The 19,327-nt window shown below is 51.0% G+C and carries 15 protein-coding genes and 1 pseudogene; 4 read left to right on the top strand and 12 right to left on the bottom strand.

Going from position 1 to position 19,327, the window contains the following annotated elements:
* Positions 1–74: 74 nt before the first annotated feature.
* The 5 genes from MON40_RS03085 to MON40_RS03105 all read right to left on the bottom strand — a co-directional run bounded on the left by MON40_RS03085 (position 75) and on the right by MON40_RS03105 (position 8,725).
* Positions 75–893, bottom strand: a complete 819-nt coding sequence (locus MON40_RS03085) for a hypothetical protein (protein WP_003777020.1) — start codon at positions 891–893, stop codon at positions 75–77.
* Positions 894–981: 88 nt separating this feature from the next.
* Positions 982–2,073 (bottom strand): redox-regulated ATPase YchF, encoded by a 1,092-nt coding sequence (gene ychF, locus MON40_RS03090; RefSeq protein ID WP_003777024.1) that lies wholly within the window; start codon positions 2,071–2,073, stop codon positions 982–984.
* Between the two features lie 779 nt (positions 2,074–2,852).
* Positions 2,853–4,364, bottom strand: a complete 1,512-nt coding sequence (gene ubiB, locus MON40_RS03095) for a ubiquinone biosynthesis regulatory protein kinase UbiB (protein WP_039862789.1) — start codon at positions 4,362–4,364, stop codon at positions 2,853–2,855.
* A gap of 366 nt (positions 4,365–4,730) precedes the next feature.
* Positions 4,731–6,794: a glycine--tRNA ligase subunit beta gene (glyS, locus tag MON40_RS03100; RefSeq protein WP_039862790.1), complete on the bottom strand. Its 2,064-nt coding sequence runs from the start codon at positions 6,792–6,794 to the stop codon at positions 4,731–4,733.
* 452 nt (positions 6,795–7,246) lie between these two features.
* Positions 7,247–8,725 (bottom strand): transferrin-binding protein-like solute binding protein, encoded by a 1,479-nt coding sequence (locus MON40_RS03105; protein WP_039862791.1) that lies wholly within the window; start codon positions 8,723–8,725, stop codon positions 7,247–7,249.
* 323 nt (positions 8,726–9,048) lie between these two features.
* Between MON40_RS03105 and MON40_RS03110 the strand changes: the two genes are divergently transcribed.
* Both MON40_RS03110 and trhA read left to right on the top strand, forming a co-directional pair.
* The gene (locus MON40_RS03110; RefSeq protein WP_003777036.1) at positions 9,049–9,579 is read left to right on the top strand and encodes a tyrosine-protein phosphatase; all 531 of its coding nucleotides are present in this window, start codon (positions 9,049–9,051) and stop codon (positions 9,577–9,579) included.
* 143 nt (positions 9,580–9,722) lie between these two features.
* On the top strand, positions 9,723–10,340 hold the full coding sequence (trhA, locus tag MON40_RS03115; protein ID WP_039862793.1) for a PAQR family membrane homeostasis protein TrhA: 618 nt from the start codon (positions 9,723–9,725) through the stop codon (positions 10,338–10,340).
* A gap of 151 nt (positions 10,341–10,491) precedes the next feature.
* Here trhA and rplS read toward each other — a convergent pair whose 3' ends face one another.
* The 7 genes from rplS to misR all read right to left on the bottom strand — a co-directional run bounded on the left by rplS (position 10,492) and on the right by misR (position 17,449).
* Positions 10,492–10,857: a 50S ribosomal protein L19 gene (gene rplS / locus MON40_RS03120; RefSeq protein WP_003679470.1), complete on the bottom strand. Its 366-nt coding sequence runs from the start codon at positions 10,855–10,857 to the stop codon at positions 10,492–10,494.
* Positions 10,858–10,870: 13 nt separating this feature from the next.
* A complete protein-coding gene (gene trmD / locus MON40_RS03125; RefSeq protein WP_003777039.1) occupies positions 10,871–11,620 on the bottom strand; it encodes a tRNA (guanosine(37)-N1)-methyltransferase TrmD in 750 nt (249 codons plus the stop codon).
* Positions 11,620–12,129, bottom strand: a complete 510-nt coding sequence (gene rimM, locus MON40_RS03130; protein ID WP_003777041.1) for a ribosome maturation factor RimM — start codon at positions 12,127–12,129, stop codon at positions 11,620–11,622. The genes trmD and rimM overlap by 1 nt, the downstream gene beginning before the upstream one ends.
* An 18-nt stretch (positions 12,130–12,147) precedes the next feature.
* Positions 12,148–12,396 carry a 30S ribosomal protein S16 gene (gene rpsP, locus MON40_RS03135; RefSeq protein WP_003777044.1) on the bottom strand — a complete coding sequence of 83 codons (249 nt, stop codon included), beginning with the start codon at positions 12,394–12,396 and terminating at the stop codon, positions 12,148–12,150.
* A 76-nt stretch (positions 12,397–12,472) separates the two neighbouring features.
* Positions 12,473–14,866 (bottom strand): bifunctional acetate--CoA ligase family protein/GNAT family N-acetyltransferase, encoded by a 2,394-nt coding sequence (locus MON40_RS03140; protein WP_003777047.1) that lies wholly within the window; start codon positions 14,864–14,866, stop codon positions 12,473–12,475.
* 474 nt (positions 14,867–15,340) lie between these two features.
* Positions 15,341–16,756, bottom strand: a complete 1,416-nt coding sequence (locus MON40_RS03145; protein WP_003758036.1) for a HAMP domain-containing sensor histidine kinase — start codon at positions 16,754–16,756, stop codon at positions 15,341–15,343.
* A gap of 15 nt (positions 16,757–16,771) precedes the next feature.
* Positions 16,772–17,449 carry a two-component system response regulator MisR gene (gene misR / locus MON40_RS03150; protein WP_003740839.1) on the bottom strand — a complete coding sequence of 226 codons (678 nt, stop codon included), beginning with the start codon at positions 17,447–17,449 and terminating at the stop codon, positions 16,772–16,774.
* 267 nt (positions 17,450–17,716) lie between these two features.
* Between misR and MON40_RS13490 the strand changes: the two are divergent.
* Both MON40_RS13490 and pheA read left to right on the top strand, forming a co-directional pair.
* Positions 17,717–17,779 (top strand): annotated as a pseudogene (locus MON40_RS13490) (transposase); the annotation flags it as partial.
* Positions 17,780–17,971: 192 nt separating this feature from the next.
* Positions 17,972–19,060 (top strand): prephenate dehydratase, encoded by a 1,089-nt coding sequence (gene pheA / locus MON40_RS03155; RefSeq protein WP_039862795.1) that lies wholly within the window; start codon positions 17,972–17,974, stop codon positions 19,058–19,060.
* Positions 19,061–19,327 lie beyond the last annotated feature (267 nt).

Genomic DNA, 19,327 nt, shown 5'->3' on the forward strand with positions numbered 1-19,327 from the left:
GAAATTCCTTTTATATAGTCGGTGTTTCAGACGACCTTTTCTATACCTTAAAATATCTGAGGTCGTCTGAAAAATTAAAAATCTTTATCTGCCAGTGGATAGTCTTTTGGGGTGCTGTAATATTCTTTGGCAGAGTTATAGGTGGCAATAAAGACTTTATTGGTGTATTTTTTCGAGCCGTCAAAACCAGATACCGTCAATTGAAGCGGGTAGAAACCGGCACTTGTTTTACCGTCTTTTAGTATTTTGATTTTAGAAGAAAGGTTGTACAGTTCGCTCAAGCATTTACGTCGTTCGGCAGCGGTGTTTTTACGACCTTTATAAAAATTTTCCGAGCAGTCGCCTAATGCCCCCGTATTTTCTGCTTCTGCCGTGATACTGCTTTTTGTGATTTTTTTCGCGCCGTCATGAACAAACAATTGATAGGCAGAACCCGCATAACCATTATGAACATCGCCATGAAGGGTCAGAAATCCCCATTTGTCTTTGCCGAATTCGTGGAACGACCAAGACTTTGCTTCAGGCGCATTACCGAATGAGCCCGCCCAGCCATGTGGTTGCGCAGCGAGAAGTTTCCAGTCGTTGCCAGTCTGTTTCAAAACAAATACGCCCGCCAGACCGGATTGAACGTGCGCACCGTCTGCTACGCCTTTTTCAAAATTAAATGCGTTGCCTGTAAACAGCAGGTACATCAGTTTGCCTTGAGCAGTTTGGCGCGTTTCGCTTTTGGTTTGACGTACACAGTATTGACCATTGTCTTTCACATTGACTTGGTAACATTGGTATTTTTGCGAATATTTCGGATAAAACTTCTGTACGATTTGTTGCGGTGTTTGTGCTTGGGCAGTTGAGGCAGCGAAAAATAATGCCATATAGAGAATAGATTTTTTCATGGATAACTTCCTAAGTCCGAAACAACAGAATGATGGTTTTCAGACGACCTCGGTTAGGAAGGTCGTCTGAAAACTTATTGCATTTGGTTTATACGTTAAACAAGAAATGCATCACATCCCCGTCCTGCACGACATATTCCTTGCCTTCCACGCGCATTTTGCCGGCTTCTTTGGCTTTGGCTTCGCCGCCGAGCGAGACAAAGTCGTCGTAGGAAATGACTTGGGCGCGGATGAAGCCGCGTTCGAAGTCGGTGTGGATGACGCCGGCGGCTTGCGGGGCGGTGTCGCCTTTGTGGATGGTCCAGGCGCGGACTTCTTTGACGCCGGCGGTGAAGTAGGTTTGCAGGCCTAAGAGGTCGTAGCCCGCGCGAATCAGGCGGTTCAGACCGGGTTCTTCTAAGCCCATTTCGGCGAGGAATTCGGCTTTTTCGTCGTCTTCCAACTCGGCGATTTCGCTCTCCATCGCGGCGCATACGGCAACGACGGGGGCGTTTTCTTTTTCCGCCAATTCTTTCAGGCGGTCGAGGTGCGGATTGTTTTCAAAACCGTCTTCGGCAACGTTGCCGACATACATAGCGGGTTTGGCGGTCAGCAGGAACAGCGGTTTGAGCATGGCGAGTTCTTCCGCGTCCAAACCGAAGGAGCGGACGGGTTTGCCTTCGTCCAGATGCGGCAGCAGTTTTTTGCACAGCTCGACCAGTTTTTGCGCGTCTTTGTCGCCTGAGCGGGCGCGTTTTTCTTCGCGGACGATGGCTTTTTCGACGCTGGCGAGGTCGGCAAGTGCTAGTTCGGTGCCGATGGTTTCGATGTCGGCAATCGGATCGACTTTGCCGGAAACGTGGACGATGTTGTCGTCGTCAAAGCAGCGCACGACGTTGACGATGGCGTCGGTTTCGCGGATGTTGGCGAGGAACTGGTTGCCCAAGCCTTCGCCTTTGCTCGCGCCTGCAACCAAACCGGCAATGTCGACGAACTCGACGATGGCAGGCTGCATTTTTTGCGGATTGACGATTTTTGCCAACTCCGCCATGCGCGGGTCGGGCACTTCGACGATGCCGACGTTGGGTTCGATGGTGCAGAAAGGATAGTTCGCCGCTTCGATGCCCGATTGGGTCAGCGCGTTAAAGAGGGTGGATTTGCCTACGTTGGGCAGGCCGACGATGCCGCATTTCAAGCTCATGGTTTTTCCTGAAAAGATAAAAGTTTAACGGCGGATTATAGCATATCGGGGAATGACTCAAAAACTGTAAAGGTCGTCTGAAAAGCGTGGTTTTATACGGTGAGAACGGTTTGGCGTTTTCAGACGACCTTGGTAACGAGTAGAAAAGTAGCGTGGACTTTGCCCGCGAGAAATATATCGGTCTATTCTGTTTTTTGGCGATGGGCAAAATATCCTGATTTTCGTGGGCGGAGCCCACGCTACGGCTACGGCGGGTATTTTATTCAAACTCGCAATAGAAGGTCGTCTGAAAACGGTCATAGCGGGCTTGCCTGGCTGCAATCCGTGATTTCAGACGACCTTGGTAACGAGTGGAAAAGTAGTGTGGGCTTTGCCCGCGAGAAATATATCGGTCTATTTTGTTTGGGACGAGGGGCAAAATATCCTGATTTTCGTGGGCGGAGCCCACGCTACGGCTGCGGCGGGTATTTTATTCAAACTCGCAATAGAAGGTCGTCTGAAAACGGTCATAACGGGTTTGCCTGGCTGCAATCCGTGATTTCAGACGACCTTGGTAACGAGTGGAAAAGTAGCGTGGGCTTTGCCCGCGAGAAATTATGTTGGTCAATTTTGTTTGGGACGAGGGGCAAAATATCCAATTTTCGTGGGCGGAGCCCACGCTACGGTTGAGGTGTGCGTTTTATTCAAATTCATAATAAAAGGTCGTCTGAAAATGCGGATAGCGAGTTTTTCTAAAACCACTATTTCGTTTTCAGACGACCTTTTGTGCATATGGATTTTTAATCAAACAGCAAAATCAGCAGCAACACAATCGCAATCACGCCCAGCCACATGCTTTGCCGCTGCTGCACTTTGACCAAATGGATATAGGCATCGCGCATTTCCTGCTGGCGGTTTTCGTCAACCAGCGCGCTGATTTTGCGGGGCAGGGAAGGGATGATTTGCGCCCAGTCGGGGGCTTCGTTTTTGAGGTTGCGCAAAAAGGCTTTGGGGCCGACCTGTTCGTTCATCCATTTCACCAAAAACGGTTTGGCGGTTTTCCACAGGTCCAAATCGGGATCAAGCTGCCGTCCCAAGCCTTCGATGTTGAGCAGCGTTTTTTGCAGCAATACAAGCTGCGGCTGGATTTCGACATTGAAGCGGCGGCTGACTTCAAACAGGCGCATCAGCACCAAACCGAAGGAAATTTGTGAAATCGGTTTGTTGAACACCGGTTCGCACACGGCGCGGACGGCGGCTTCCAATTCTTCCGCGCGCGTGTCGGCGGGCACCCAGCCCGATTCGATGTGGGCGGTGGCGACGCGGTGGTAATCGCGGTTGAAAAAAGCGAGGAAGTTGATGGCGAGATAGCGTTTGTCGTAGTCGGTCAGCGTGCCGACGATGCCGAAATCGAGGGCGATGTAGCGGTTGTCGGCGGCGACCAGAATGTTGCCGGGGTGCATGTCTGCATGGAAAAAGCCGTCTCGGAAGACTTGCGTGAAGAAGATTTCCACGCCGTAATCGGCAAGTTTGTGCAAATCGATGCCGTCGGCTTTGAGTTTGGCGATGTCTGATACGGGCGTGCCGTCCATCCATTCGATGGTCAGTACGTCGCTGGTGCAGTAGTCGTAAAACACCTTGGGCACAATCAGCATATTGCTGTTTTGGAAGTTGCGGCCGAGCTGGCTGGCATTGGCAGCTTCGCGCATCAAGTCCAGCTCGTCATGCAGGTATTTGTCGAATTCCGCCACTACTTCGCGCGGTTTCAAACGCTTGCCGTCGGCAAACAGACGCTCGACCCAAGCAGCGCCGAAGCGCATCAGCGACAAATCCTGTTCGATCACGGGCAGAAGGTTGGGACGCAAGACTTTGACCGCCACTTGTTCTCCCGAATGCAGGCGGGCTTTGTGTACTTGGGCGATGGATGCGCTGGCGACGGGTTCGGTTTCAAATTCCGCGTACAGCGTTTCGATGGATTGCCCCAGTGATTTTTCGATTTGCGAGCGTGAAAGCTGCGCATCAAACGGCGGGACTTTGTCTTGCAGCTTTGCCAGTTCGACCGCGTAATCATGCGGAATCAAATCGGGGCGTGTGGACAGAACCTGCCCGAATTTGATGAAAATCGGCCCTAAGCTTTCTAAGGCAAGGCGCAGGCGCACGGCAGGCGGTTCGTTTTCAAATTCAGACGACTGCGGCAGCATTTTCAACAGCGTCCGCGCCCAGCCCGGACGGACAAGCGCGGCAAACAGCTCGGCGAGGCGGTAGAGATAAAGCGTGCGGAGGATGGTTTTGATGCGTTTGAGCCGTTTCATGATTAAGCGCGGAAAATGCTGAAAGTCGAAATTATATAGTAAATAGGCCTTGCCCACACGGAATGGGATGGGGCTAGGACATGGATGTGAGCGGGAATTGGCTTTGCGGGCGAGCGGATGGCGTTATAGTGGATTAACTTTAAACCAGTACGGCGTTGCCTCGCCTTAGCTCAAAGAGAACGATTCTCTAAGGTGCTGAAGCACCAAGTGAATCGGTTCCGTACTATCTGTACTGTCTGCGGCTTCGTCGCCTTGTCCTGATTTAAATTTAATCCACTATAGATTCATAGAATCAAAAAGGTCGTCTGAAAACGTTGGGCAAAGCTGCTTGTCCGTTTTCAGACGACCTTTGTTTACGGCTATATATTATTCGCTCAAGAGCGCAATATCCGCTACCGCGTTCATCTGCTCTGCCAAGCGGTTCAGCAGGTTCAGGCGGTTTTGTTTTACGGCGGGGTCTTCCGCCATCACCATTACGCCGTCGAAGAAGGCATCGACTTGCGGTTTGACGGAAGCCAGTTCTGATAAGGCCGTCTGAAAATTGCCTTCGGCAACGGCAGCGGCGATTTTCGGCTGCAAGCCTTGTGCGGCGGCGTACAGGGCTTTTTCTTCGTCTTGTTGCAGCAGGCTTTCATTGACTTCGCCCAACTCGGCATCGGCTTTTTTCAGCAGGTTTTGCACGCGTTTGTTGGCAGCGGCGAGCGCGGCGGCTTCGGGCAGTTGTTTGAACGCAGTGACGGCTTGCAGTTTGGCGGTCAAATCGTCCAAACGGCGCGGCTGTTTGGCGAGTACGGCGGCGACGATGTCTTGCGGATAGTCGTTTTGCAGCAACACGGCAAGGCGCGCCTGCATGAAATCGGCGGTTTCAGACGGTGTTTTCTCGTTGAGCAAACCTTTGGGGAAGCTGTCGAAGGTCGTCTGAATCAGCTCGTTTACGTCCAAACCATACTGCATCAGCATCCGCAAAATACCCAAGGCGGCGCGGCGCAGGGCGTAGGGGTCTTTGTCGCCGGTCGGAATCAGACCGATGCCCCAAATGCCGACCAAGGTTTCCAGCTTGTCGGCCAGCGCAACGGCAGTGGCGACTTTGCCGTTCGGCAGGTTGTCGCCGGCAAAACGCGGCTGGTAGTGCTGCTCGACGGCTTCGGCGATTTCTTCTGTTTCGCCGTCCAAGCGGGCGTAGTATTTGCCCATCGTGCCTTGCAGTTCGGGGAACTCGCCGACCATTTCGGTCACCAAGTCGGCTTTTGCCAGACGCGCGGCGCGTTCGGCTGCGGCGGCATCCGCACCCAAAGCTTTGGCGATGTGGGCGGCGATGCTTTGCAGGCGTTCGATGCGTTCGGCCTGCGAACCGATTTTGTTGTGATAAACCACGTTCGCCAGCTTGGGCAGGCGGCTTTCCAAAGTCGCTTTTTGGTCTTGCTTGTAGAAGAACTCGGCATCAGACAGGCGCGCGCGCAAGACGCGTTCGTTGCCTTGGATGATGTGCGACGGGTCTTCGGTTTGCAGGTTGGAGACCAGCAGGAAGCGGTTCATCAGTTTGCCGTTTTGGTCGAGCAGCGGGAAGTATTTTTGGTTTTGCTGCATGGTCAGAATCAGGCATTCCTGCGGCACGGCGAGGAAATGCTCTTCAAAACCGGCTTCCAAAACGACAGGCCATTCGACCAGCGCGGTGACTTCGTCCAACAGGGCTTCATTGGCGGCGACGGTGGCTTTCAGACGACCTGCCTGCTCGTTCAATGCCGTCTGAATCGCAGCTTTGCGCTCGGCAAACGAAGCAACGACTTTGCCTTGCTCGCGCATTTGTGCGGCGTAGCTGTCGGCGTTAGTAATAGTGATTTCGCCGTTGGACAGGAAGCGGTGTCCTAAGGTTTGATTACCGCTTTGCAAACCTAAAACGCTGACGTTCACGATGTCGCCGCCATGCAGCACAATCAGCCCATGAACGGGGCGCACGAAGGTAAACGTGCTGCTGCCCCAACGCATCACTTTCGGAATCGGCAGTTTCTTAACGGCTTGATTGATAATGTCTTCCAAAAGTTCGCCCAACGGTTTGCCGGTTTGGACGTATTCGTAGGCGTACACATCCTGCTTGCCGTCGTGGACGATGGTCAAGTCTTCGATTTTCGCCCCCGCACCGCGTGCAAAACCTTCCAAGGCCTTGGTCGGCGCACCATCTTTCATAGCATTCGCCACGGCAGGGCCTTTTTTCACGATTTTCTGATCGGCTTGAACGGCTTTCACGTTTTTGACTTGAACGGCCAAACGGCGCGGCGAGGCGTAGGCAGTAAATTCGGCTGCGCCGTCAATCAGTTGCGCTTTTTCCAAGCCTTCGGCAACAGAAGCGGCGAAGTGGTTGCCTAAATTATTCAGGGCTTTGGGGGGGAGTTCTTCGGTAAGGAGTTCGATTAAAAGGGTTTGGGTTGTCATGTGAGACTTTCTGCTCTTTACATTTGTCGGTTTTAATTTCGTTGAAGCGGATACTTTCAGACGACCTCTGGCCGGAAACCCTGTCTTGGTTTGATTCGTCTGAAAGTTTAGTGATAAAGCCATCGGATTCACGCGCCGGTATGGTGTGCATTGCCGATGTCTGTTTGATTTGGTGCAGATTATGCCACAATTGCGCCTTTTCTGCGGCGTGATTATTAGAGAAGTTGGTAATAGAAGCGGGCAGAGGGTGATGAAGATAGGGGATAAAGCTGCCGGATAAGGATAACTTCCTTGTTTTGCCCTGATTTCAAATCAATCTGTCGCTGCATTAGGTGATCATGTTATGCGCTTTCATATTGGTGCGGGTATGTTTGGCAGGTTAAAAGAAAAAGGTCGTCTGAAACTGCAAACAGTCTTTCAGACGACCTTTTTAAAGGAGACAGTCATTAGGATTATTGACGTTTCGCGCCGTAACCGCCGATGAGGTGTTCGCTGCCGTCTTGGTTTTTCAAGCCGTAAGTACCGCCGATTTCAGCAGCTTTTGCACCGTAGAATTTACCGCTCAAATTACCTTTCAGACCTGCTGCGGCTGCTTCAACCGAACCCAGGAAGAGGTTGCCGTTTTCCCATTTCGCCGTACCTTTCATGTCGTACTTCGCATCGGCTTCGCTTACGCGGCGGCCGTTGGCGTCGAGGGAGTGGAATTGGGAATTGGCAGTTTCAAAGCGTACGCCTTTTAAACCAAAATCGACGATGGCTTTAACATCCGCCGTCAGCTGACGGCTTTGGTCACCTTTCACAACATAGGCAGTAGTCAAGCCGTTGTAAGTTGCCGTACCTTTTTCAGGCAGGTCGGTGAACTTGGTTTCATCGCCTAAGCTTTGATAGCCGAATGCGACATCGTTTTTGGGATCAAAATAGTATGCAAAGGTTTGATAAGCCCAACCGGCTGCAGCGGGGTCGTGCATGACGATTTGTGTGCCATCAGTAAATTGGATGATGTATACACCGTCGAAGCGTTTGTCAAACACGAGATGTTTACCATCCCCGGCAACCAAGTTACCTTTTCTAAAGTATGCCAATTTGTCTGCCAAGCTTTTGGCTTCGGCAGCTATAGCAGGACGCGCATCACGAAGACGACCATATAAATCGTTCAATTCGTCAAGTTTTGCCTGAGCTTTTGCGATAGCATCAGCATCGCCTTTCTCTTTAGCTTGTTTTAAAGTCTCTTTGGCTGTTTCGATTTGAGTGTACAGTTCGGTAATCTTCTCATCGATTGAGGCACGACCATTAATAAAGTTTTTACTGTCGCCACTTATCTTGCCGTTTTGTGGGCCCCCATCACTTTTTGTATTACCGCCTGAAAATACTTTCATAATCAGAGAATATGGTGTGGTCCAATTGACTTGAGCGGCATTTTGGTTGGCAATTACTACGCCGTCCAATTTTACTTCGTCATTGTTTTTGAAATCCAATGAACTAATTAAACCGTTTTGATTGTTTTCTTTGCTGTCAGTAAGGTAGAAATCACCTGTATATTCTTTTCCGTCTGCTGTTCTGGTAAGACGTAACTGGGCATTTGGATTGCCTTGTTGTGCAGTGGCAGAGGAAATAAAGCTGGTGTGCAGTGGTGTAGCGCCATTTACTGCTTCAAGCGGTGCTTCATCAATCAAGTCCGCGAGATTGTCAGCGCGGTTATGACTAGGGGTAGCTGCTGCTACGGTATTGCCATTATTGTTATTGGTAGCGCTGGGGGTGGCATTGCTTGGGCTGCTGTTTTTAGCAGGGCTGCCGTTGCCACTTGTGCTGGTTGATCCGGTGGAAAGAGTGGATGCGCCACCGCTGCCACCGCCGCCTCCACAGGCAGACAGGATTGCCGCGCTGATGGCGGTTAAGATGATGGTTTTGATTTTAGTGTTGATTGCAGACATATTGTCCCCTTTTTTGTTGATTGGAATGGTGCTTTTTATCAAATGGCATAAAGTATTATCATAGATATAATTATGACAAAAATAAACTGTTTTTTACATTTGTTGGGATAATTGTCCATCGATATGCGGTTTGTGTTTGATTTGTACGACATAAAGGTCGTCTGAAAATGCTTGAAGCTGCCGGTTGCGGTTGTCTGCTTTAATCGGGCTTCGTTTTCAGACGACCTGCCATTACAATCACGTTTTATTTTAGAGAAGAATTTATGCGTCATTTTGTGTCTGTAATTTTGTGTTCATGTTTCCTCGCTGCGTGCTCCACTCCTATGGCTCCTCAAGATATTTCTACTGCTTCCGCCCGTTGGGCGACTTTGGTAAAGCAAGATGCTAATTTGTACCGTATTGACGATAAGCTTTACCGCAGTGAGCAGCCGGTTGCGGAAGATGGGGAACTGATTGAGCAACTCGGTATTCGTAGCGTGATTAATTTGCGATTTTTTGATCGGAACGACAACGAAACACATTTAAAAGGCCGCAATTTGATGCTGCTGAACCGTCCTTTGTTGACGTGGAAAATTAAGCCTAAAGATGTCGCGCAAACTCTTTTCTTAATTGAAAAGCAACAGAAATACGGCCCTGTATTGGTTCATTGCTATCATGGGGCTGACCGTACAGGTTTGATTTCCGGAATGTACCGTATTATTTATCAGGGTTGGTCGGTGGAAGAGGCCAGGTTGGAAATGCAACACGGTCCTTATGGTTACCATAGTATCTGGAAAAATATTGAGAAATTGTTTACTGAAGAAAAGGTACAGGAAGTACGCGAACATTTGGAACGTCTGAGAAAAGAGGGATGATGTTGAATGTAAGGTGAGGTCTGGATTAGGCGTCTTGGAATGATAACGGTGTTGGTTTTAACTTATCTTTATCATTTTCTTGCGCTTACGGTATTGTGTTTGGCGTACACTTTGCCGGTCTCTTCAAACTAAGAACGATTCTTATGTATCACGGTGAACGCTTTAATGCGTATACTCATTTGATCGGCGCCATGTTGGCTGTTGCGGCATTGGTGCTGATGATTATTAAGGCGGATGATTCATATCGGCTTGCCAGTGCGATTACTTATGGTGTTTGCCTGTCTTTGCTGTATCTGGGCTCAACGTTGTATCACAGTATTCCTCAACCTAAAATTAAGGCTGTCTTGCAAAAAGTGGATCATTGCATGATTTATCTGTTGATTGCAGGTAGCTATACCCCGTTTACCTTGATTCCTCTTAAGGGAGAATGGGGTTGGTCGCTTTTCGGTGTGTCATGGGGCTTGGCATTTTTAGGGATTATTCAAGAGCTTACGATAGGGAGAAAGAGTGAAAAACGGCTGTTGTCCATGATCATTTATGTGGTGATGGGATGGTTGATTTTGGTTGCTTTATTTCCATTGGTTCAATCGCTTTCATCTGCCGGGCTGCTTTGGCTTGCGTTGGGCGGTATATTGTATAGCGTCGGTATCTATTGGTTTGTGAATGATAAAAAGATTAAACATGGTCATGGTATTTGGCATTTGTTTGTTCTTGGTGGAAGCTTGGCTCAATTTGTCTGCATCTATTTTTATGTACTTTAAGAGGCTGACGGTTTGTAGAAGTTGTATCAAGGTTTTTTTGTAGGCCGGTAACCGAAATCTTATCTGTAATTGAATTTACTGCCGAATGATAGAAAGATGATGTAAAAAATCCCCACTGAAAAGTGGGGATTTTGCTTTGCAATTCTTTTGCTTAACCTTTACGGGCAGGCAATTTTTCTTTAATACGGGCAGCTTTACCGGTCAGGCCACGCAGGTAGTACAGTTTGGCGCGACGGACGTCACCGCGGCGTTTTACTTCGATTTTTTCTACGGTAGGGGAGTAGAGTTGGAAAGTACGCTCAACGCCTTCGCCGCTGGAAATTTTGCGGACGATGAAGTTGCTGTTCAAGCCGCGGTTACGACGGGCGATAACAACGCCTTCGTAAGCTTGCAGACGGCTGCGTGAACCCTCTACTACGCGTACGGAAACGACTACGGTGTCGCCCGGTGCGAATTCGGGGATTTCTTTGTTCAGGCGAGCGATTTCTTCTTGCTCTAATTGTTGAATCAGGTTCATTGTTTTTCCTAAATTATGATTGGATTTCCTGTTGCTCTTGCAAGATTTCTTTTAAGAGGCGGGATTCCTTTGGGATTAAACTGCGCTTTTCCAGCAGGTCTGGTCTGCGCTCCAGGGTGCGCCGCAGCGATTGTTTCAACCGCCATTCGGCTATCAAGCCATGATTGCCCGAACGCAATACGTCAGGGACGGTCATGTCTTGGAATTCTAAAGGTTTGGTGTAATGGGGGCAGTCTAATAGGTCGTCTGAAAACGAATCCTGTTCGGCTGACTGTATGTCGCCCAATACGCCGGGTATCAGTCTGAGTACGGCATCCATCAGCATCATGGCGGGTAGCTCTCCGCCGGAAACGACAAAGTCGCCTATGCTGATTTCTTCATCTACGCTGCTTTGCAGCAGGCGTTCGTCAATTCCTTCATATCGTCCGCAAAGCAGTATGAGATGCGGAGATTTTGCAAGTTCTACGGCTTTTTTATGGGTCAGCGGTTGACCTTGCGGACTAAGGTAGATGACTTTTGCAGGCGCTGAAGATGTTTGTTTGGCTTCTTCTATCGCTGCTTGCAGCGGCGGCGCCATCATAATCATTCCCGGACCTCCGCCAAAGGGGCGGTCGTCAATATAGCCGAGTTTGTTGTCGGCGAATTTGCGGGGATTAATGGCTTGGAATTGCCAAAGGTTTTGTTTTTTTGCGCGACCGGTTACGCCGTATTCGGTAATGCTGTCGAACATTTCGGGGAAGATGGTGATGGCTTGTATCAACATCAGTAGTCTAAGCCCCAGTCGGCGGTAATGGTTTTGCCTTCGGTATCGACGGCCTCGATGTAGTTGGATACGAACGGGATCAGGATTTGGCCATGTTCCCCATTAATCATCAAAACATCGTTGGCGCCGGTTTCCATCAGGTTTGTGACTTTGCCGAGCACGATATTGTCTTTGTTGACAACGGTCATGCCGACTAAATCTGCCCAATAATATTCGTCTTCCTCGGTAGGAGCGAATTCTTCTCGGGGAATTTCGATGGTATAGCCACGCAGGGCAAAAGCCTGATCGCGATCATCTATGCCTTCGAATTTAACCTGAAGCTCTCCGCTGACGATTTTGCTGGCTTCGAGTGTAACGTTCAGGGTTTTACCGTCTTTGCTTAACTGCCACTCAGGGTAGTCCAGGAGGCTGTCGGCGTATTCTGTATTGGCGGCTATTTTGAGCCAGCCTTTGATGCCGAATACGCCTTTGATGTAGCCCATGGCTACCCGTTGTCGAGTGTCGGTCATAGCAAGATTAGCCGGTGATTAAGCAGCAGCTTTTTGTTCTTTGATCAGTTTTGCAACTGCGTCGCTGACTTGTGCGCCTTGGGCGATCCAGTGGTTCAGGCGGTCGGCTTGGAGGCGTACGCGCTCTTGTTTTTCATTGGCAACAGGGTTGTAGAAGCCAACGCGCTCGATGAAGCGGCCGTCGCGGCGGTTGTGGGAGTCGGCAACGACTATGTGGAAGAAGGGACGGTGTTTAGAACCACCGCGAGCCAAACGGATAACTACCATTTTGAGTCCTTTTGAGAAAATCGGATAGATAAGAAACCGCTAATTTTAGGATATTTTGCGTTGTTCATGCAAGTTTTTATTTGTTTTTGTTGCTGTTTTGCGGAGTGGTCAGGTTGAGGCGTGCTTGGCACAAAGTGTTGTCTTCTTCTGAAGGGGTGATGGTAAAGCCTGATTTTTCAGCAAGTTTAAGCATAGGGGTGTTGGATTTGAGTATTTGGGCACTCATGACGCGGTAGCCTTGTTGTGTTGCCGATTGGATAATCAGCTTCATCATTTCCGCTGCCAACCCTTTGCCGCGCACGTTTTCGGCAAGTGTGATGCCGAATTCGCATTCGTTGCGGTTGATACGGCTGAAGCGGCTGACGGCGACGATGAGGTCGTCTGAATTACGCGCCGTCCATGCGGCTTCGCTGTGGTAGTCGAGTTTGCTGAAGCGCGCGAGGGTGGGGATGGGCAATTCGTTGGTGTGGGTCATGAAGCGGGTGTAGCGCGCTTGCGGAGAAAGGTTGCGGACGAATTGCTGCTTGGCTTCCGCGTCTTCGGGGGTGAAAGGGCGGATGGTTACGGTTTCGCCGTTTTTCAGGGTAAGCGTGGCAGGATGCTCGGTCGGGTAGGGGGCGAGCACGTTTTGGATGGGGGCTTCGATTTCGGTTTTTGCGCCCAAAAGTTCGGCGGCAGCTTCGCCGGTATTGCGGAGGAACTCGGCGGCAGCAGGATTTTTGCTGCGCAGGTATTCTGCCGCGGTCTGTACTTTGGCCGCAGCTTGTTCGAGCTTGAGGGTGGCGATATTGGTTGGTTTGTTTTTCGGGGAGGGACGTTCGTCAGCCTGCAAGATAAAGTCGCTGCTGTATTGGTCGCCGTTGAGGTTGAGCAGGATTTCGCCGATGTATTGTTGCCGTTGGCTGAGTGTGTTTAGGGTGTGCAGGAGCTGGTTGAGGGTGTGTGTATTGTCGAGTTGGGCGAAACGGGCGATGTGTTCGCTGTCCAGCGTAGAGAACGGCGGGAGCGCGGCGGTGGTTCTGCCTTGATGGCATACGGTCAGGATGTCACCATAGGCGGTATGGCGTTGGAAACGGAATTGCACGGCGTTATGCACGGTGTGCTGATAAGCCGGCAGACACAGGGCTTCGGCAAGCAGGGGTAGGTCTTTTGAAGTGAGGGCTTTGGTAATGTTTCTTGCCTGCGGGGTTTTCAGACGACCTTTTTTTGGCGTGGCGAGGCGTAGCTGTTCTTTTTGCAGTTGGTCGGCAATGTTGCGGAACGATACGGCTTGCAGGGCTTGTTCGGGACGGTCGAAATGCAGGAGGTCGTCTGAAAAGCGGCTGCTGACAAGCAAGGGTTTGGCAGTGTGTTTCGCCAGCATGCTCAGGGTGCGGGTCAGATTTTTTTCGTCGGGACTGTCGGTCGGGGCAACGATGGCGAGCAGGGCTTCGGTATGGGTATTTTGAAGTTGTTGGCTGGCGATGCTGTGGTAATGGGCGGGCGTGGGTGTGCTGCCGATGTAGCCTTGGCGGATGTGCGGCTGCTTGGTGGGGAATTGGAGTTTTAGGTTTTGGGGGGTACAGGTTTCCAGCCACTCGGCAGGGGTGTCGGACAGGATGTCGATGCTGTTCAGAGGGGGGAGGTCGGACAAACGCGCGTGCAGGGCGGCTTCGAGTTCGCTGCTGCTGAATGTGGCGAGGAAGTTGCAATGGCGCGCGAGGCAGCGTAACACGGCTTTTTCGGTGTCGTCCGAACGGTGGGTAACGTGGAGGATGAGCGGGGTGTGGCGGGTGAAATGGCGGATGGCGCTGAACAGGTTGCGCTGGTTTTCGGCTGGGTTGTGTTCGATAACGGCAACTTTGGTGTGGCGGTTGTGGCCGAAACGGTTGAGCCAGTCGGCAGAGGTGGTGGGGCTGAGCGGATAGTTGAGGCTGATGTGGCGTGAAATGCCCTGTCCCATTTTTTGCAGCATGAGGTTGATTTCGCTGCTGACGGAGGCGTGTCCGGTCAAAAGGGCGGTGTAGCCTGCCGGATGGTCGGGTTGAGAACTGATGTTGAGGCTTTGCGATGGAAGCTGCACGCCCGCGGGGCTGCACACGCTGATGTTGAGTTCGTTGCCGTGGTGTTTTTTGATGGCGGCTTCGGCGGTGTGCCATTCGTCGTCGGACAGGCTTTCCCAGTCTTGGATGAGGATGATGTGGCCGAACTGTTTTTTGCGGCAGGATTTGAACAGGGCGTCGTAGCTGTCGGGCGGCGTTACGGCGATGACGAGGTCGGCGCTGCCGGGGATTTTGTTGAGGTTGGTGTAGGAGGTGAGTCCGGCAACCGTGCGGTGGCGGAGGTTGACGGGTGTGATTTGACCTTGAAACGGTGCGCTCAGGAGGTTGCTCAGGATGCGTTCGCCCAAGCTGTATGGGCGTTCGCTCGCGCCCACGAGAATGATGTGGTTGGGCATGAAGAAGTAGCCGGACATGGATTGGGCGGACATGGTGCCTCCTTTTCGGTGTATGGACGCTGCGTTTCAGACGACCTTTCGGGCAGTTTGGGTTGGAAGGGGTGTGTGATGAGTGAACGGGATTGGGCGTTCGTTGTTGGTTTTGTTATCAATGGATAGTCTGTTTCGCTGCTCTTTATGGCGGAACATGCGGACTTTAAATGATTTAATTATTCACTTGCATTATATATGACAAATGGCATAAAAGGTCGTCTGAAAGGCGGGAACGTAAGGGTTTGTTCTTTTCAGACGACCTTTTGTAGGCTTGGGGTGTGGCAATTTGTTTATAGTGGATTAACTTTAAACCAGTACGGCGTTGCCTCGCCTTAGCTCAAAGAGAACGATTCTCTAAGGTGCTGAAGCACCAAGTGAATCGGTTCCGTACTATCTGTACTGTCTGCGGCTTCGTCGCCTTGTCCTGATTTAAAGTTAATCCACTATACAAACCCCGATGGGCAACATTCATGGTCAAGAGTTTTTAGGATGCGGCTTTTCCGTTTTGCCGTTCACTTTCTTTTTGGGCAGGATAAAGTGCATTTTCAAACCATTCGGCTTGATGTTTTCAGCCATGATTTTGCCGTTGTGCTGCTCCATGATGTGTTGGGTCAGGGCAAGGCCTAAGCCGGTACCGGGTTTGCTGGCGCTGGAGTCGGCACGGTAAAAGGCGGTGAAAATGTGCGGCAGTTGCATTTCGTCCACGCCGGGACCGTTGTCGGTAACGTCCACAATCCAATGCTTGCTGTCTTGTCCGATATTGACGCGGATGGTGCTGCCTTCGGGGCTGTAATTGATGGCGTTGCGGATAACGTTATCAAACGCGCGGTACAAATAGCCTTCGTTGGCGCAGACCGTGGCATTTTCGGGGATTCTGGGTTCGACCGAGAGGGTAACGGTTTGTTTGTTCTGCTGGGCGATGCTTTGGTTGTCTTCCACGATGTTTTTCAGGAAGGGGACGAGCTTCAGGCTTTCTTTTTCCAGCGGGATATTGGATGTTTCCAAACGGGACAGCGTCAGCAACTCGCCAACCAAGGTATCCATGCGGGTCAATTCGCCTTCCAGCCTTTTCAGATATTGTTCCTGCTTTTGCGGCTGCGCCTGAATCAGTCCGACAATCGCCTGCATACGCGCCAAGGGCGAGCGCATTTCGTGGGAGACGTGGTGCAGCAGGTGGCGTTCTTTGGCCACGAGTTTTTCCAGTTTTTCCGCCATTTTGTCGAACTGGATGGCAAGGTGGGACAATTCGTCGTCACGGTCGTCCACTTGCTGCGAAATACGTGTTTCAAGTTCGCCGTTTGCCACCCTGTCCATGCCGCTGCCCAAGATTTTGATGGGCTTGGTAATGTTGCTGGCGAGGATGTACGCCATCAGCAGGCCGACGACGATGATGAAGGAGAGGATGATGAATTCGTGCCAAATTGGGGCGAGCGGCAGGCCAGGGATAAAGAGCGGGCTGGGCAGGCGTTGCGCCTGATGGCTGTCCCAGCCTTTGATAAAGAAGAGGTATTCTTCGCCGAAACGGTCGTATTCGATGTGCGCCAAATCGGAATTGGGATTATTGATGGCAAACACGCGGGCGCGTTCGATGGTGTGGTTGTCGATGTTGCGGTCGAGGATGTCTTTTTTCTCGTCGCCCAAAATGACGTAAACGGAATTGGAAACGGGGCTGTCTTCCCATTCCGCCAATATTTCGCGCGCACCGCTGTCCCCGCGCGCCCTAAAGGCGGAGAGGATGCTGTTCATCAAAGTGGTTTCGATGGTGCGGCGTTGGTTGAATTGGTTTTCGGCAAGGGTGTTTTGCACCAGCCAAAAAGAAAAACTCGCCACAAAGATTGCGCAGACGATGACTGCGCAAAATGTGGCGAAGATGCGTTGAAACAGTTTCATTGATCTGTTTTATCTTTAGTTTTTAACAAACAGGTAGCCCAAGCCCCGTACGGTCTGAATCAGCGAGGCATCGCCCAGTTTGTGGCGGATGCTGGAGATATGGACGTCGATGCTGCGGTCGAATTTTGCCAGTTTGCGGTCAAGCGCTTCGATGGACAAAGTTTCTTTGCTGACAACTTGTCCGGCGTGGCGCATCAGGACTTCGAGCAGGTTGAACTCGGTACTGGTCAGTTCGAGCGGAGTGTCTTTGATGGTCGCCTGACGTTTGGCGGGGTACAGGACGACGTCGCTGACGGAAATGCTGTTTGGCGCGTTGTTCGGCTCGCCGCTTTGTTGCGCACGGCGCAGGATGGCGTTGATGCGTGCCAACAGTTCGCGCGGGGTGCAAGGTTTCGGAACATAGTCGTCCGCACCCATTTCCAATCCGATGATGCGGTCGATGTCGTCGCCTTTAGCGGTCAGCATGATGATGGGAACGGTGCTTTGGGAGCGGACGTTTTTCAATACGTCCAAACCGTTCATTTTCGGCATCATGGAGTCTAATACGACGACATCGTACTGGCCGGTCAGGATTTCGTGTACACCGGCTTCGCCGTCCGGAACGCTGTGGACGTTCAATCCTTCGGCGGTAAGGTATTCGGTGAGCAATTCAGTCAGCAAAGCGTCGTCATCTACGAGTAATACGCGACTCATGGGATTTCCTTTTCGTGATTGTATGCGCTGCGCAAACCCGAAATAAACGGGTGCGGCGGATAGTGATGGCTAATCTTAACACGCATTTTGAGTTTTTTGATAGCTTGTTTTCCTATGCTTTTGCGCTTTTTTGCATTGCAGGGACGCTGTCTTTACATTTTCAGACGACCCCTGTACCAAATCCCCAAAATATACGCCGGATACGCGCCAAACGGACGGCAAAATAATGCCGGTAAAGGCTGTGTTCGAGAAAGGACGGAGGGATTCTATAGTGGATTAAATTTAAATCAGGACAAGGCGACGAAGCCGCAGACAGTACAGATAGTACGGAACCGATTCACTTGGTGCTTCAGCACCTTAGAGAATCGTTCTCTTTGAGCTAAGGCGAGGCAACGCCGTACTGGTTTAAAGTTAATCCACTATAAAACAGGTCGTCTGAAAACGTATTCAGCTTTCAGACGACCTGTTTGATGTTAGAATGATTGTTTATATTGATGAATGAATCACAAGGGGCTTGTCGATATGTCCTTATCCATTGACGAACAGCTTTTGCCGCACCGCAATGCCATCGATGAAATCGATGCCGAGATTTTGCGCCTGTTGAACGAGCGCGCAGGCCATGCGCACGCCATCGGCGAATTGAAAGGAACGGGCGCGGTGTACCGTCCCGAGCGCGAAGTCGCGGTATTGAGGCGGATTCAGAGTTTGAACAAAGGCCCGTTGCCTGACGAATCCATCGCAAGGCTGTTTCGCGAAGTGATGAGCGAATGCTTGGCGGTGGAGCGTCCGCTGACGATTGCCTACCTCGGTCCGCAGGGAACGTTTACCCAGCAGGCAGCTATCAAACATTTCGGCCATGCCGCCCATACCGCCGCATTTCAAACCATAGACCAGTGTTTCCGACAAGTCGAAACGCGGCAGGCAGATTATTTGGTCGCACCGGTTGAAAACTCGACCGAAGGTTCGGTCGGACGCACCTTAGATTTATTGGCGGTAACCGCATTGAAAGCCTGCGGCGAAGTCATTGTCCGTATCCATCACAACCTCTTGCGTAAAGGCACGCACGAATTGGGCGGCATCACAAAAGTCATCGCACATGCTCAAGCGCTGGCGCAATGCAACGACTGGCTCGGACGCAACCTGCCCAACGCCGAACGCATCGCCGTTTCCAGCAACGGAGAGGCGGCAAGGCTGGTGGCAGAATCAGACGACCCCAGTATCGCCGCCATCGCAGGGCGTACCGCGGCCGATATTTATCATTTGAACTATGTCGCCGAATGCATCGAAGACGAGCCGAACAACACCACGCGCTTCTTGGTCATGGGGCATCAAGATACAGGCAGCAGCGGCAAAGACAAAACCTCGCTGGCAGTCTCCGCGCCCAACCGAGCCGGCGCCGTCGCCGCGCTGTTGCAGCCGTTTACCGAATCAGGCATTTCAATGACCAAGTTCGAAAGCCGCCCGAGCAAATCCGCGCTGTGGGAATACCTGTTCTTCATCGACATCGAAGGACATCAAAACGACGAAAAAGTCCAAAACGCACTGCGGCTCTTGAGCGAACGCGCATCGTTTGTCAAAGTCATCGGTTCCTATCCGGCAGCCGTTTTGTGATGTAACGGAAATAAAGAAGGTCGTCTGAACATTCAGACGACCTGTTTTTTCGCTAAACAAGGGTCGTCTGAAATATTGAACGCGTTTTTTCAGAACCAATCAGACTTCGGTATGAATGCCGCGCTTTTTAAAGGATGCTTTTACACGCTCATGCCAGTCTTTGATAAACAGCGGCACAGTTCTTTTGAACAGCAGGCATAAGATAAAGACGGGTATAAAGCCGATTTTTTATAAAATGCCGTCTGAAATTTCAGACGGCATTTGGTC

The organism is Neisseria macacae ATCC 33926, assembly GCF_022749495.1.
In the GTDB taxonomy this organism is placed as follows: Bacteria; Pseudomonadota; Gammaproteobacteria; order Burkholderiales; family Neisseriaceae; genus Neisseria; species Neisseria macacae.